Source organism: Rhizobium esperanzae, assembly GCF_014197615.1.
Lineage (GTDB): Bacteria > Pseudomonadota > Alphaproteobacteria > Rhizobiales > Rhizobiaceae > Rhizobium > Rhizobium esperanzae_A.
Window position 1 is genome coordinate 107,169 of sequence record NZ_JACIFY010000015.1, and the last position, 14,031, is coordinate 121,199.

General features: G+C 63.1%; 16 protein-coding genes. 4 read left to right on the forward strand and 12 right to left on the reverse strand.

Going from position 1 to position 14,031, the window contains the following annotated elements; genetic code table 11:
- Nucleotides 1-167: 167 nt before the first annotated feature.
- The 8 genes from mnhG to GGD57_RS20085 all read right to left on the reverse strand — a co-directional run bounded on the left by mnhG (nt 168) and on the right by GGD57_RS20085 (nt 6,675).
- Nucleotides 168-500, reverse strand: a complete 333-nt coding sequence (gene mnhG, locus GGD57_RS20050) for a monovalent cation/H(+) antiporter subunit G (protein ID WP_184472035.1) — start codon at nt 498-500, stop codon at nt 168-170.
- Nucleotides 497-868, reverse strand: a complete 372-nt coding sequence (locus GGD57_RS20055; RefSeq protein ID WP_184472036.1) for a cation:proton antiporter — start codon at nt 866-868, stop codon at nt 497-499. The genes mnhG and GGD57_RS20055 overlap by 4 nt, the downstream gene beginning before the upstream one ends.
- The gene (locus GGD57_RS20060) at nt 865-1,338 is read right to left on the reverse strand and encodes a Na+/H+ antiporter subunit E (RefSeq protein WP_184472037.1); all 474 of its coding nucleotides are present in this window, start codon (nt 1,336-1,338) and stop codon (nt 865-867) included. The genes GGD57_RS20055 and GGD57_RS20060 overlap by 4 nt, the downstream gene beginning before the upstream one ends.
- Nucleotides 1,335-2,882 carry a Na+/H+ antiporter subunit D gene (locus GGD57_RS20065; RefSeq protein WP_184472038.1) on the reverse strand — a complete coding sequence of 516 codons (1,548 nt, stop codon included), beginning with the start codon at nt 2,880-2,882 and terminating at the stop codon, nt 1,335-1,337. Before GGD57_RS20065 ends, GGD57_RS20060 begins: the two co-directional genes overlap by 4 nt.
- Before the next feature lie 250 nt (nt 2,883-3,132).
- The gene (locus GGD57_RS20070) at nt 3,133-3,510 is read right to left on the reverse strand and encodes a Na+/H+ antiporter subunit C (RefSeq protein ID WP_184472104.1); all 378 of its coding nucleotides are present in this window, start codon (nt 3,508-3,510) and stop codon (nt 3,133-3,135) included.
- Nucleotides 3,510-3,929 (reverse strand): Na(+)/H(+) antiporter subunit B, encoded by a 420-nt coding sequence (locus tag GGD57_RS20075; protein WP_184472039.1) that lies wholly within the window; start codon nt 3,927-3,929, stop codon nt 3,510-3,512. Before GGD57_RS20075 ends, GGD57_RS20070 begins: the two co-directional genes overlap by 1 nt.
- Nucleotides 3,926-6,292 carry a putative monovalent cation/H+ antiporter subunit A gene (locus GGD57_RS20080; RefSeq protein ID WP_184472040.1) on the reverse strand — a complete coding sequence of 789 codons (2,367 nt, stop codon included), beginning with the start codon at nt 6,290-6,292 and terminating at the stop codon, nt 3,926-3,928. The genes GGD57_RS20075 and GGD57_RS20080 overlap by 4 nt, the downstream gene beginning before the upstream one ends.
- Nucleotides 6,293-6,459: 167 nt before the next feature.
- The gene (locus GGD57_RS20085; protein WP_184472041.1) at nt 6,460-6,675 is read right to left on the reverse strand and encodes a hypothetical protein; all 216 of its coding nucleotides are present in this window, start codon (nt 6,673-6,675) and stop codon (nt 6,460-6,462) included.
- Nucleotides 6,676-6,863: 188 nt separating this feature from the next.
- Here GGD57_RS20085 and msrB point away from each other — a divergent pair, with 188 nt between their 5' ends.
- Nucleotides 6,864-7,277, forward strand: a complete 414-nt coding sequence (gene msrB / locus GGD57_RS20090; protein WP_184472042.1) for a peptide-methionine (R)-S-oxide reductase MsrB — start codon at nt 6,864-6,866, stop codon at nt 7,275-7,277.
- A 228-nt stretch (nt 7,278-7,505) separates the two neighbouring features.
- Here msrB and GGD57_RS20095 read toward each other — a convergent pair whose 3' ends face one another.
- From GGD57_RS20095 to GGD57_RS20110, 4 genes are all read right to left on the reverse strand, one after another.
- Entirely contained in the window at nt 7,506-8,207 is a 702-nt protein-coding gene (locus GGD57_RS20095) for a pentapeptide repeat-containing protein (protein ID WP_184472043.1), read from the reverse strand.
- Between the two features lie 168 nt (nt 8,208-8,375).
- Nucleotides 8,376-8,885, reverse strand: a complete 510-nt coding sequence (locus tag GGD57_RS20100) for a GNAT family N-acetyltransferase (protein WP_179869625.1) — start codon at nt 8,883-8,885, stop codon at nt 8,376-8,378.
- An 83-nt stretch (nt 8,886-8,968) separates the two neighbouring features.
- The gene (gene trhA, locus GGD57_RS20105; RefSeq protein ID WP_184472044.1) at nt 8,969-9,637 is read right to left on the reverse strand and encodes a PAQR family membrane homeostasis protein TrhA; all 669 of its coding nucleotides are present in this window, start codon (nt 9,635-9,637) and stop codon (nt 8,969-8,971) included.
- A gap of 119 nt (nt 9,638-9,756) precedes the next feature.
- The gene (locus GGD57_RS20110) at nt 9,757-10,176 is read right to left on the reverse strand and encodes a universal stress protein (RefSeq protein ID WP_184472045.1); all 420 of its coding nucleotides are present in this window, start codon (nt 10,174-10,176) and stop codon (nt 9,757-9,759) included.
- Between the two features lie 185 nt (nt 10,177-10,361).
- On the opposite strand from GGD57_RS20110, the gene GGD57_RS20115 reads away from it, so the two are divergent.
- From GGD57_RS20115 to GGD57_RS20125, 3 genes are all read left to right on the forward strand, one after another.
- Complete coding sequence (locus tag GGD57_RS20115) at nt 10,362-11,327, forward strand: VOC family protein (RefSeq protein WP_184472046.1); 966 nt, start codon at nt 10,362-10,364, stop codon at nt 11,325-11,327.
- A 176-nt stretch (nt 11,328-11,503) separates the two neighbouring features.
- Nucleotides 11,504-12,670, forward strand: a complete 1,167-nt coding sequence (locus tag GGD57_RS20120; protein ID WP_184472047.1) for an AI-2E family transporter — start codon at nt 11,504-11,506, stop codon at nt 12,668-12,670.
- A gap of 18 nt (nt 12,671-12,688) precedes the next feature.
- Nucleotides 12,689-13,978, forward strand: coding sequence for an FAD-dependent oxidoreductase (locus GGD57_RS20125; RefSeq protein WP_184472048.1), 1,290 nt, complete (start codon nt 12,689-12,691; stop codon nt 13,976-13,978).
- Nucleotides 13,979-14,031: the final 53 nt, after the last annotated feature.

Below are 14,031 nucleotides of genomic sequence, written 5' to 3' on the forward strand. Positions count from 1 at the left end.
TGCATTTTCAAATAGCATCGTTTGGCCAAAAGGCCAATTATTATTTGTCGTTTTTCTTGAGAAAAAATGACGGATGAAGAATTAAGGCACGCTTGGGCAAGCTTTACTCACAGCTTCCTGTGCATAAGTTTTGCATAAATCTGGTAAAGCAGCGAAACGGCATAGGCTCAGCGCTTGCCGAGATCGTCGCGCACCGAGACGGCGCCGAGCCGATATCCCGAAAGGTGGGCGGCTCTCGCCAGCAGATGGGCGGAAACCGGCGCCGTCAGCAACAGGAAGACGAAGCCGGCAACGGCGCGGGCGAGAATCGCCAGGTCCTCGGAATAGAGGCCGGCGGCCAGCAGCAGCAGGCCGGAGCCGACCGTTCCCACCTTCGAGGCCGCGTGCATGCGGGTATAGAGATCGGGCAGCCTGACCAGGCCGATCGCCGCCGAAAGCGCAAAGAGCGCGCCGGCGATCAGCAGCAGAGCGGTGACGGCAGCAAGGATATAATCCATCATCGCTTCTTCCCTCCCCCATGACGCTTTTTTGCATTGGCCTTTGCCGGAGAGCTGATCTTTGCCGAAGATGTGGACGCCGGCGATTGGATGTTGCCGCGCGACAGCACGAATCGGGCGAAGGCGACGGTCGCCAGGAAGCCGACGAGGCCGAGCGAGATGGCGATATCGATGTAGAGCGAAAAGCCTGTCTTGACCGCGATGACGGCGATGAGACCGATTGATATGCCGGTCAGCATATCGAGGGCAAGGATCCGGTCCGGCAAGGTCGGGCCGGCAACGACGCGCCAGACAGTCAGAATCAGCGCCACGCCGAGGATGACGAGGGCGGCCGAGGATGCGACAGCGACGATGTCGGCAGGTGTGATCACCGGAAGGCCTCCATGATCTTGCGCTCGAAACCATTGGCGATATCGCGCTTGGCAGTCTCGGGATCGGAACAATCGAGCGCGTGGACATAGAGCGTGCGGCGATCTCTGGAGACGTCGACCGAAAGCGTGCCGGGCGTCAGGGTAATCAGGTTTGCGAGCAAGGTGATCTCGAAATCGCTCGTCACCGTCAGAGGAAAAGCAAAAATACCGGGTTTCAACTTCATATCGGGCGAAAGGACGGTGAGCGTGACCTTCCAGGCCGACAGCGACAATTCCTTCAGGAACAGCGCAGCAAGCGAAAGCACCAGGCAGACACGGCGGATATATCCTTTGCCGCCGAAGGGCTCGCGGATGATGATGATCGCCACGGCGGCGAGCAGGAAACCGAAAACGAGATTATGCAGCGAGGCGCTGCCGGTCAGAGAAACCCAGGCAATGGCCAGCAGCAGGTTGAAGAGAAAGGCGATCATCGTACGCCTCCAGGAAAGACCGAATGAAGATAGGCCTGCGGGTCGGCAAGGCCGGCGGCAGCCGCTTGCGACAGCGCCAGCAGCCGTTCCGGCAGGATGCCGAAGCCGATGACCAGAGCTGTCAGTGCGGCAAGCGGCAGGCCGGTGCGCCATCCGGCTTTCGACGGCGTCCGTACGACCGGCGCCGGGCGCCAATAGGCGAACAGGAAAAGGCGGCCGAAGGCGATCGTCGTCAGAAAACCGCCGGCAAGGATTGCTGCCGCCAGCCACCCGGCACCGAGATCGAGCGCGGCCTTGACGAGAATGACTTTCGGCCAGAAGCCGGAAAAGGGCGGCAGGCCGCAGGCGGCCAGGAAGAGCACGAGGGAGAGCGCGGTAAAGCCGCCGCTTTGCCGATAGAGGCCGCCGAGATCTGACAGCGCAAAGCCGCCGCCACGCCGGGCGATCTCGCCGGCTGTGAGATAAAGCGCCGTCATCAGCACCATGGAATGGAGCGCATAGAAGACCGCGCCGCTGATGCCGCCGCCGGAGCCCCCGAGGGCGACGCCGGCAAGCATATTGCCGATGCCTGAAATGACGATATAGCCGAACAGTCTGCGGATATCGTTTTCCGCAAGCGCGCCGAGAGCGCCGACGATAATGGTCGCGGCGGCGGCGAGCGCGATCACCAGGCTGAGCTCTTCGCCTTCCACCGGCAGCAGCATGACCATCACCCGGATCAGTGCGTAGATGCCGACCTTGGTGAGCAGGCCGGCAAACAGCGCCGAGACGACGATGCGCGGCGTATGATAGGCGGCGGGCAGCCAGAAATTAACGGGGAAGGCGGCGGCCTTCATGGCGGAGGCAAGCAGGAAAAGGCTCGCCAGCGTCATCAGCGGCGCCGTGCCGCGCAAATCCCCCGCCCTTGCGGCGATATCGGCCATGTTGAGCGTGCCGAAGGCGGCATAGAGGATGCCGACGCCGATCAGGAACAGCGTCGTGGCGATCAGGTTCAGCACCGCATATTTCAGCGCGCCGTCGATCTGTTCGCGTTCGGAGCCGAGGATGATCAGCCCGAAGGAGGAAATCAGCAGCACCTCGAACCAGACGTAGAGATTGAAGACATCGCCGGTGAGAAAGGCGCCGCTGACGCCGGCCATCAGCAGCACGAGCAGCGGGAAGAAGCCGTAACGGCGGCCACTTTCACCGATATCGGCCAGCGCATAGATGCCGCCGGCGAGTGCCGCAAGGGCCGAGGTGAAAGCCAGCAGCGCACCGAGGAGATCGACGGTGAAGGCGATGCCGAAAGGCGGCAGCCAGCGCCCCATCACCATGGTGAGTGGTCCTTCGGCGGCGACCTTGGCAAGCAACGCCGCATCGATCAGCACCAGGCCCGCAAGGCCCGCTATGGCAAGCCCGGCCTGCAGGCGGGGATAGGCGCGCAGCATCAGCAGGACGGCGCCGAGCGCGATGCAATGGACGACCGGCAGGACAGCGAGCCAATGACCGATCGGCACCGGGGCGGTGATCAGGGCGGCGGAGAGGTCGACGGTTGGGGCGGCCATCAGGGGCGGCCTCCGGTCACGCAGAGGGCGTGCCGTGGGATACCCCCCTCTGCCCTGCCGGGCATCTCCCCCACAAGGGGGGAGATCGGCTGTGGGCGCCCTCTTGCCCCAATCGAACGCCTGAAATGGCCGAAGCCGCTTGGCGCAGGATCAAGATTTCGCGAAGCCGATGCGTCTTGCCGATCTCCCCCCATGTGGGGGAGATGCCCGGCAGGGCAGAGGGGGGTAACCACCAGCACCGACATCCGCATCAATACCCCAATGGCGGCAGCGGCCGGTCGTCGGGCTCGGCGGCACGCATCTGGCTGGTGTCGTCGGTGCCGAGATCCTGATAGGCGCGGTAGGTCAGCACCAGCAGGAAGGCAAAAAAGGAGAAGGAGATGACGATCGCCGTCAGGATGAGGGCTTGCGGCAGCGGGTTGGCCGCGCCGGCGGGCAGGCTGTCGAGACCCGCCGGGATGATCGGCGGCACTTCGCGCGTCAACCGGCCCGATGTAAAGAGCAGCAGGTTGACCGAATTGCCGAGGATGGCAATGCCGAGCATGATGCGGATCGTGAATTTCGACAGCAGGAGATAGATGGCGGCGGCAAAAAACAGGCCGACGAGGATCGAAAGAAGCGGCTCCATCATTCCATCTCCTTTTCTTCCAGTGCCAGGGCGATCGAGGTGATGGCCCCGAAGACGACGAGATAAACGCCGACATCGAAGAGCATGACGCTCGACAGCGGCACTTCGAGACCGAAGAGATCCGGATAGATCCACAGGCCGGTCATGAAGGGAACGGCAAAAAACAGGGAAAGAAGACCTGATACCGTCGACAGCAGCAGGCCGAAGCCGGCAATCGACAGCGGATGGAAGAACAGCGCCCGGCGAACGGCGGCGACGCCGAGAGCAATGCCGTAGATCGCCAGTCCCGAGGCGGCGATCAGCCCGCCGATGAAGCCGCCGCCCGGCTCGTTGTGGCCGCGCAACAGCACGAAAACCGAAAAAAGCAGCATCAGCGTGGTGAGGAACGGCGCGATGGTGCGGAAGATCAGGGTGTTCATCGGCCCTCCGCCTCCAGCGTGGGATCATTGGCGGCAAGCTTGCGCTCGCTGCCGGCGCGGATGCGGATCAGGGCCAGGATGGCAAGGCCGGTGACCGCGACAACGGCGATTTCGCCTAGCGTGTCGGTGCCGCGGAAATCGACGATAATGACGTTGACGACATTGGCGCCGTGGGCGATCGATTTCGAATAGGCGTTGAAGAAGAGCGTCAGCGCATCGTTGAACGGCGCCTGTGTTGCCCGCATCAGCAGAAGCGTGAAACCGAGGCCGCAGGCCAATGCAAGCGCGCCGTCGAAGAGCCTGTGTGCGAGCGGGCGCCGATCGCCCGGCGAGAGGCGGAGCCTGGTCATGACCAGGGCGAGGATGACCACCGACAGGGTTTCGACCATGAACTGCGTGAAAGCCAGGTCCGGTGCGCCGAACAGCAGGAAGATGATGGCGACGGCAAAGCCCTGGATGCCGAGCGAGACGATCGCCGTCAGCCGGTCGCGGGCGACAAGCACGGCGGCAAGGCCGAAGGCGGCAATCAGCAAGACCGCCCATTCATGGGGCCTGACGTCGGCCGGCCAGGCGGGAGGGCGCGGCAGTTCGCCATGGACGACAGGGGGAATGATGAGGACGGCGGCGACTGCGAGGAAGGTGCAGGTGACATAGATCTCCAGCCGCCCCGGCTGGAGGACACGCATGAGCCGGCCGGCGAAGCGGACAAGCCCCGATACGGCAAGGTCGAAACCATGATCCGGGCCGCGCCCGGCCGCGCTGAGGAAACTGACCATCGCCGAGCGGGCGGGCGCGAGCTGCCAGTACACGCCGATGCCGAGCAGTATGGTCAGGGCGGAGAGTGCCAGGGGCAGGCCTGGATGCAGCGCCAGCGAAACGTCGATGCTGGCGGGGGTCTGGCGGATGGCGGCGGCGATCGGCGAGGAGAGGACGGCGTGGGTGAAATTCGAAAAGACCGCAGCAAACAGGCCAAGGGCAGCGAGAATGGCCGGGCCGAGCCAGAGCAGGACGGGCGCTTCGTGCGGGTGTTTCGGTGTCTCCAGCGGCTTGCCGAGGAAGGGTTTCAGCCCGACAGCGAAGGCGACGGCAAACATCAGCGCGTTGCCGAAGACGGTGATGGCGGTGAGAGTCAGCGCGCGGACATCGCCGCCGACCAATGCCGTATAGATCTCCTCCTTGGCGAGGAAGCCGAAGAAGGGCGGCAGGCCGGCCATGGAGAACGCCGCCGCAACTGCGATGATTGATGTCAGCGGCATCGCCCGCATCAGGCCGCCGAGCCTGGTAATATCGCGCGTGCCAGTTTCGTGATCGATGATGCCGGCGACCATGAACAGCGCGCCCTTGAAGAGGCAATGCGCCACCAGATAGAGCGCCGCCGCCGCCACCGCATGTTCCGAGCCGAAACCGATCAGCATGACCAGCAGGCCGAGCGAGGAAACGGTGGTATAGGCGAGCTTGAGCTTCAGGTCGGTCTGGCCGATGGCAAGCGCGGCGCCGACCGCCAGCGTCAGCCCGCCGAAGAAGGGCAGAAGGATTTCCCAGGCGGTGGTCGCTCCCAGCACCGGGTTGAGCCGCATCAGCAGATAGACGCCGGCCTTCACCATGGTGGCCGAATGCAGGTAGGCCGATACCGGCGTCGGCGCCTCCATGGCGTTCGGCAGCCAGAAATGGAAGGGAAACTGCGCCGACTTGGTGAAGGCGCCGCCCAGGACCAGGATGAGGACAGCGAGATAGGCGGGGCTTTCGCGCAGGAGATCGCCAAATGCCATGAGCTGCGACATCCGGGTGACGCCTGTGATGTTCCAGAGGATCAGCAAGCCGGCGAGCAGGCAGAGCCCTCCCCCGCCGGTCACCACCAAGGCCTGCAGGGCAGCGCGGCGGGCCGCCGCGCGCTCGTGATCGAAGCCGATCAGCAGGAAGGAGGTGATCGATGTCAGTTCCCAGAAGACGAAGAGCATCAGGAAACTGTCGGAAACGACGACGCCGAGCATGGCGCCCATGAACAGGAAGATGAAGGAGAAGAAGCGGCCCAGATCCTTGTGCCCCTTGAGGTAGCCGCCGGCATAAAGCACGATCAGCGTGCCGATGCCGGTGATCAGCAGCGCGAAGGCGAGCGACAGGCCGTCGAGGAACCAGGAGAAGGAGAGATTGAAACTCGGCACCCAGGCATAACCGCCGGTGACGACCTCGCCGCGCGCGATCTGAGGAATGAAACGCAGGAAATGCAGGAAGGCCAAGAAGGGCGCGATCGCCAGCAGCCAGGCGCCGTTGGCGCCGAAGACGCGGATGACGAAGGGGGCGGCAAGAGCGCCGGCAAGCGGCAGACACAGGGCCAGAAATGTCAGAGCCGTGACATCGGCCATGTCTCCTCCCCAACCGCGGTAAACGAAGCGCCAGCGAAAACCGGCCTGTCTTCTGACTTAGGCGAAACAGGAGAGCGTCTCAAGCGATTTCGCCCAGAGGGCGAAGCCAATCAGGCCGTCGTCAGGCTGCCGTCCGGGCCGGCATCAGGCTGCCGTCCGGGCCGCCGTCAGGCCGTCGTCCGGGAAAAACGCGTCAGCAGCCGGGCGAGGCAGCCGTGCAGGACGAAGACCAGAAGCGTCAGCGGCCAGATCAGGCAGGCGAACAGCCCGGCGAGACGATGGAGCGTCAAGCCGTCATGGTTGGCCCAGCCTTCCAACAGTGTGACCGCCACGGCCGCCAGAGCGACGAGGCCGTAGAGCAGGACAATTGCTGCTTCAAACACCAGTGATTCCCCAATGCACGTAACATTAACCCTAACAGAAAACCCCTAACGGATGTAAGAGCAAGCGTCCTCCTCCAAAAGCGGTACACGGCGAATTGGGCAGGATGGTGCCCAAGGCTTGATGAATCGGCGATGGCGCACCACATTTTCTCGCAAAACGGAACCGCCCCTGGCGAAAGGAGCATGGCATGTCCGAAACTGCAACCACCGCCAAGATCCATAAAACCGATGCGGAATGGAAAGAACAGCTCACTCCCGAGCAATACCGCATCACCCGCCAGCACGGCACCGAGCGCGCCTTCACCGGCCCCTACTGGGATTCCTTCGAGACCGGGCTTTACCGCTGCGTCGGCTGCAATGCACCGCTTTTCCGCTCCGACACCAAATTCGATGCCGGCTGCGGCTGGCCGAGCTATTTCGAAGCGGTATCACCCGATGCAGTGACCGAACATCGCGACACGGCCTTCGGCATGGTGCGCACCGAAATCCGCTGCGGCAGCTGCGAAGCCCATCTCGGCCACGTCTTCCCCGACGGCCCGCCGCCGACCGGCCTGCGCTACTGCATCAATGGACATTCCATGGTGTTCGAGGCGGGGAAGTAAGCGCCTGCCCTGCAATCGGCAAGCGGCTCATCCGGATGCGATGAGCCCAGACCGGCCCCTCATCCGCCTGCCGGCACCTTCTCCCCGTTCTGACGGGGAGAAGGGGATATGCCGCAACCTCTCGGTCCCTCTCCCACGTCTCGCAGGGCACGTCCCCTCTCCCCGTTTTTACGGGGAGAGGGCTAGGGTGAGGGGCAAACCACATCGACGCTGAGCGAATCTGCCCGATCATTCGTGCTCGGCAGGGCATGGCCAGCTTGTCGGAACGGAGAGGCCGGCAGGGAGTTTGGTCGAGGCATCGCCGCAGGCGAGGTCGATCTGGGCCTGTTCGAGCCCGGATGCGGCCGAGAGATCAAGCCCCTCGATGCGGGTGAGGAACATGAAGGCGCGCTCGAACATTGCCGGGCCTTCGAAGGCGGCGCCGGAGAGATCGGCGCGGGAGAGATTGGCGAAAGAGAATTTCGTTCCCGTCAGCACCGCCTTGTCGAAATCGGCGCGGCCGAGCTCGGCCTTTTCGAAACTCGCGCCGGCAAGCCGGGCGCCGGCGAAATTGGCCCGCTGCAGCTCGGCGCCGGCGAAGCTGGCGCCTTCGCCGATAATATTGGCGAAGCTGGCGCGATAGGCCTCGATCTTGGCGAAGTTGGCGCCTTCGGCATGGGCGCCCTCGAGCGAGGCGCGCACCAGCGTTGCCTTCTCGAGATTGGCGGATTTGAAGTTGGCGCCGGCCAGATCGGTCAGCGAGAAATCGGTGCCGATGAGATTGGCGCCTTCGAGATCACTGCCCTGCAGCATCAGGTTTTTCTTGGTGCATTCCTGCCAGTCGAGCTTCGGTGAGGCCAGGCTGCCGCAATCGGCGGCCCGGGCGGCAACCGGCGGAAATGCCAGAAGGACGAGGGCAAGGAGACCGAGTGACGATCCGTGCATTGCCATTGAACTGTTCACCTCCATGACATCAGGGCATTTTCGGGCACGACATTTCGGGCATGCCGTTCTGAAGCCGCCTCTCGCGAAGCAGGCTGCCTCGCCTTTCTTACACAGCTCAGACTACAATAAAAAGATGGCGAACGCCTTCACAAAGGGTTGCCGGGAGTTGCCGGATCAGGCCGGAGGCAGGCGAAGCTCCATGCAGGTCAGATCGAGCCAGCGGCCGAACTTGGTGCCGACTTCCGAAAATCGGCCGGCGATGCGGAAGCCGAGCTTTTCGTGTAGCCGGATCGAGGCGGTATTCTCGGCCTCGATGCCGGCGATCATCACATGGATATTGCCGGCCGCGGCACGGACGATCAGTTCCCGCATCAGGCGCTCGCCGATGCCGGCGCCACGGCAATCCTTGTCGACATAGACGGAATGCTCGACCGTGTGGCGATAGCCGTCGAAGGCCCGCCAATCGCCATAGGAGGCGTAGCCTGCGACCTTGCCCGAGAGTTCGGCGACGATGACCGGAAAGCCGCGCGCCTTGCGCGCCTTCATCCATTCCCGGCGGTTGTCGAGATCGACCAGCGTATCGTTCCAGATTGCCGTCGTGTGTTCGACGGCGTGGTTGTAGATATCGCGGATCGCGGAAAGATCGGCTTCGCTGGCGTCGCGGAGGAGAACGGCGTCTGTCATGATTGCCCGGCTCGAATTGACTGCCGGGATGGCATACGCGCCCCTCCCGAAGATGTAAACGACGGCTTTGGGAACAGTTAATGTCAGACGCCTGACGCCGACAGGCTGAAACAGGTGAAGACGGCCGAATAATGCACGGCTGCGGCGGTAACGACGAAACCGTGCCAGATGGCGTTCTGGAAGCGCAGCTTCTCCCAGACATGGAAGATGACGCCGAGCGAATAGATGACGCCGCCGATGACGATCAGCAGCATCGAGGCGGAGGGAATGCGCGCGGCGACTGGCCCGGCCACCAGCACGCCGCTCCAGCCCATGGCGAGGTAGAGCAGGATGGCCAGACGGTCGTAACGCCCGGGAAAGACGCATTTCAGCACGATGCCGGCGGCGGCGAACAGCCAGATCGCCACCAGCATGAAGAAGAGCAGCGGATCGTCGGCGCCGCGCTGGAGGAAGGGCGTGTAGGTGGCGGCGATCAGCAGGAAGATCGCCGAATGATCGAAGCGGCGCAGGTACCATTTGGTGGGCGAGACCGGCCAGGCATTGTAGGAAAAGGAAATGGCGAGCGTCAGCACCAGCCCGACACCATAGATCCAGGCCGCGGCGAGCGCGCCGTAAGAGCTCCAGAGCGTGGCATAGAAGATCAGCACGGTGGCGCCGATCAGCGCCAGCACGAGACCGACGCCATGGACGATGCCGTCGGCGATCAGTTCATATTTGTCGTAGACCCAGCGAATACCGTTGAACTCGGCCATGCACGCCAATCCGTGTTGGACCCCCGCCTGTAATCGTCTCATCGAACAGACGGGCGCGCAACTGGGGCTAAGCGCACAGGCGGTAAATCTTCGTGACAGGCTGCAAGACCTGCCGCACATCAGATCTTTTGCCGGTCGACCAGCACCGAGCATTTGGCATGGCGCACGACCCGGTCGGCGGTGGCGCCGATGAAGTAGTTGGAAAAGTCCGGAACATGCGAGGCGACGATGATCAGGTCGGCTCCATGGCTTTCGGCAGTCGCGATGATCGCTTTGGCGGGTGGGCCGTTGCGGATCTCGACGGTTGCCGCAATACCGGTCGTGGCGACCAGCGTTTCCAACTGGTCGCGGCTGTCCTGCATGGCGTCCTCGACCATATTGGCCGGCAGTTCGACCGCGACATAGGTCGGTATATCCTCGATGACGTTGAGGGCGATAATCTCGCCGCCGGCGTCGAGCAGGGACGCCGCCTTGCGGAGGATCTTTTCTCCCTTTTCGATGCCGCCGAGCGCCACCGCGACGATGATCTTCCTGTACATGGCTCCCTCCATGACTGCGATGCATAAGCTTCCTCTAAAAAGATATGATCGCATTGATCGCAATCAAGTGGGCGCAAGTCATCGTCAACAATTGCTCAACGCTTCATCCTCAAAAACGCGTCTTCTGTGAACAATCGGAATGCCCCATATAGAGCTCAAGTACGGCAACCGAGGAGACAGAGCGAATGAACCGGCGAAACTTCCTCGGGCTTGCTGCGGGCGGCACTTTTGCCGCCACCGCCGGTACGCCTTCCATTCTACAGGCCGGATCAAGGACAGGAGAACAATCCATGACGACCGAAACTTCCTATGCACTGACGCGGCCCGCCTATGTCGACCAGTCGCATCTCGTCGTCACCGATCTCGGCCTGGTTTCCGGCTTCTATCAATCGATGCTCGGCCTGAAGGTCATCGAGAAGACGGCGAGCGGCGAAGTGCTGGGTGCCGGCGGGCAGCCGCTGCTGACGCTGACGACAGCGAAGAACGCCGCGATCGCGCCGCGCAACGCCGCCGGCCTTTTCCACACTGCCTTTCTGATGCCTGACAGGGTCGAGCTGGCGCGCTGGCTGCGCCATGCAGCCCATAACAATGTCGTGCTCGACGGCGCTTCGGACCATCTGGTCAGCGAGGCGATCTATCTTTCCGACCCCGAAGGCAACGGCATCGAAATCTATGCCGACCGGCCGCACGAACAGTGGAAATTCGATCAGGACGGCATGGTCGATATGGCGACGCTGCGCCTCGACCTGCAGGCACTCTATGACAGCGCGCCCGAAGACCGCTGGGACGGCATGGCTTTGGGAACGGCGATCGGCCACCTGCATCTGCAGGTCGGCGATATTCCGAACGCAGACGCCTTCTATCGCGACGTGCTCGGCCTCAAGCTGATGGCGAGCCGTCCGGGCGCGAGCTTCTTTGCGACCGGCGGCTACCATCATCATATCGCCGCCAATATCTGGAACAGCCGGGGTGCTGCGGCACGCACCGCCAACATGACCGGACTGTCGGACTACAAGATCCGCTTCAACGACAAGGCGACGCTGGATGCGGCGGTCGCCAAGCTCGACGAACTGGAGATCAAGAGCGAGAAACGCGACGGCGGCACCTTCCTCAGGGATCCCTGGGGCATCGGCCTGACGCTGTCGGCCTGATTTCTCGGCGGAGCGGCTCGGCCATAGCGGTTGAAACGGTTGGCGCCATGCCGGCAAAACCCTCCGCGTGAAGGCACGGCGGCTGCCGCTTGCCGGCCGGCCGTCCCGGTCAGGGAACCGGAACCGCATCAGCGCGTTTCCATCGCGAAGCAATGGGGCTTCGGGGACCTCACCGCATGGGCATCGCCAACGGCATCCGCAAACATGCAAAGAAGATCGCCATCGGCGAACGCCATACCAGCGCCTGGGCGCAGACACTGAAGGAAACGGCGGAAGAGCTGCCGCCGCCACCGCTGCACCGGCTGGAAAAGGACGGGCTCGACATCAGCATGGCCTGGGCGATCATCGGTATCTTCGCCATACTCGGCCTTGCCGCCGTCTACATGATGTCGCTGATCCTCATCCCGATCACCCTTGCCGTCGTCGTCGGCATGATCCTCGGCATGGCGGCGGAAAAACTCAGCAGGATGGGCGTGCCGCGGCTTGCCAACGCCGTCCTGCTGTCAAGCTGCGTCGCGCTGGTGATCTTCCTGCTGGTCAACTCGCTCGCCGGCCCACTGGTGGCTTTCGCCAATGAAGCGCCGGCTTTTGCCGAGCGCACCATCAACCGCGTCATGCCCTATCTCGAGCGCATCCAGTGGCTGCATATCACGCCGGCGACATTCGAAAGCGGGCCGATGTCGATCGGGGCGCTGATCGAAAACACCGGCAACGTGCTGCATGTGGTGACCACCAGCCTGACGCCGGCACTGGTGCAGGGAATGATCTTCTTTGCGGCGCTGCTGCTCTTCCTCGCCAGCCGGGTCAACCTGCGCAAGGCAATCATCATGACCTTCCGCACCCGCACGCAGCGCCTCGCGGCAATCCGCGTCATCAATGGCGTCGAACAGGTGCTCGGTTTCTATTTCGCCACGGCCTCGCTGATCTATATCGGGCTCGGCGTGGTCATGACGATCATCGCCTATGCCAGCGGGCTGGCGGCGCCGGTGCTCTGGGGTTTCTTCGCCTTCCTTTCGAGCTTCATCCCCTATCTCGGCATCACGCTGATGACGCTTGCCGTCGCGATCGCCGGCATCCTCACCTATGACAGCCTGTTCACCGGGCTGATGCCGGCCGCAGCTTTCTTCACCGTGCATCTTCTCATGGAGAACCTGATCTTCCCGGCGGTGATGGGACGGCGGCTGGAAATCAATCCCTTCATCGTCTTCCTCGCCATCCTGTTCTGGACATGGATGTGGGGCGCTGTCGGCGCCATGCTGGCGCTGCCGCTGTCGCTCATCGTCATGACTGTTATCGATGAACTGCTGATCGAAGAAAAACCGCAGCCGCAATTGCCGAAGTGAACTGAACGGGAGGCGTGGGTGGCATCCGATCTCGATCTCAACGAATCCGATCACGACCAGATGGTCAGCGGCCGGTCTCTCTGGGGGAAAAGCGGCATACGGCCGCAATGGCGGCCGATCGAACAGAGCTTTTCCGTCGAGGTGGCGGTGATCGGCGGCGGCATCACCGGCGCTTTGGTGGGCGAACATCTGTCGGCGCGCGGTTTTTCCGTTGTGATCATCGACCGGGAGGAGCCCGGCTTCGGCAGCACGTCGGCGAGCACAGCGATGCTGCAATGGGAAATCGACAGCACGCTGACCGAGCTTGAGGATTATTACGGCTTCGAGCGCGCGGCCGGCATCTACCGCCGCAGTGGTGCAGCGGTCGCCGGCCTTTCCAAGCTGATTGCCGCAAACGGAATTGCCTGCGGCTTCCGGCCGCGCAACACGCTCTATCTTGCTGGCAATCGCGAAGGCGCGCGAGACCTTCTGGAGGAGCGGCAGCTCCGCCGCCGGGCGGGTCTGCCGGGCGTCTATCTCGAACATCCCGATCTCTTCACCCAGTTCGAAATCGACCGGGATGCGGCGATCTTTTCGCCGAGTTCGGCGGAATGCGACCCGCTGCTCCTGACCTGGGCGCTGATCGAAATGGCCGTTCGGCGCGGCACGAAGCTGGTAAAGGCTTCCGTGACGGCGCTTCACAGCGAAAGCGATCACGTCACGGCCCAGACGGACGCAGGCCACCTCATCGAGGCGCGCCATGTCGTGCTTGCGACCGGCTATTCGATGCCGGGCTTCGACATGCCGAAGCTGCACCGCGTCAGTTCGAGCTGGGCACTCGCCACCGTGCCGCAGGATCCGGCAAATTTCTGGCGCGACAGGGCGCTGATCTGGGAAGACAACCATCCCTATCTCTATATGCGCACGACAGCCGACAACCGCATCGTTGCCGGCGGTGAGGATGACGGCACAACCGATCCCGAAATGCGCGACCGCAAGCTGCCGGCAAAGACCACGGCAATCCGGGAAAAGATGAAGCGGCTATGGCCGAAGGCGGATACGCGGGTGGAGCACGCCTGGTGCGGAACCTTCGGCGAGACGGTCGACGGCCTGCCGCTGATCGGCCCGGTGCCCGAGATGCCGCATGTATTCGCGGCCTACGGCTACGGCGGCAACGGCATCACCTTTTCCTACCTCGCAGCCCAGATGATCGGCGCCATGCTCGCCGGCATGCATCGCGACTGGTTCGAGGATTTCGCGCTCGACAGGGAGGGACCGGGGATGCGGCGGTTTGAGGATCGGTTCGGAATTGGGGACGAGTTGCGGTAGACGTTCGCATTGGCTGTTGTGCCATGTACCCCCTCTGCCCTGCCGGGCATCTC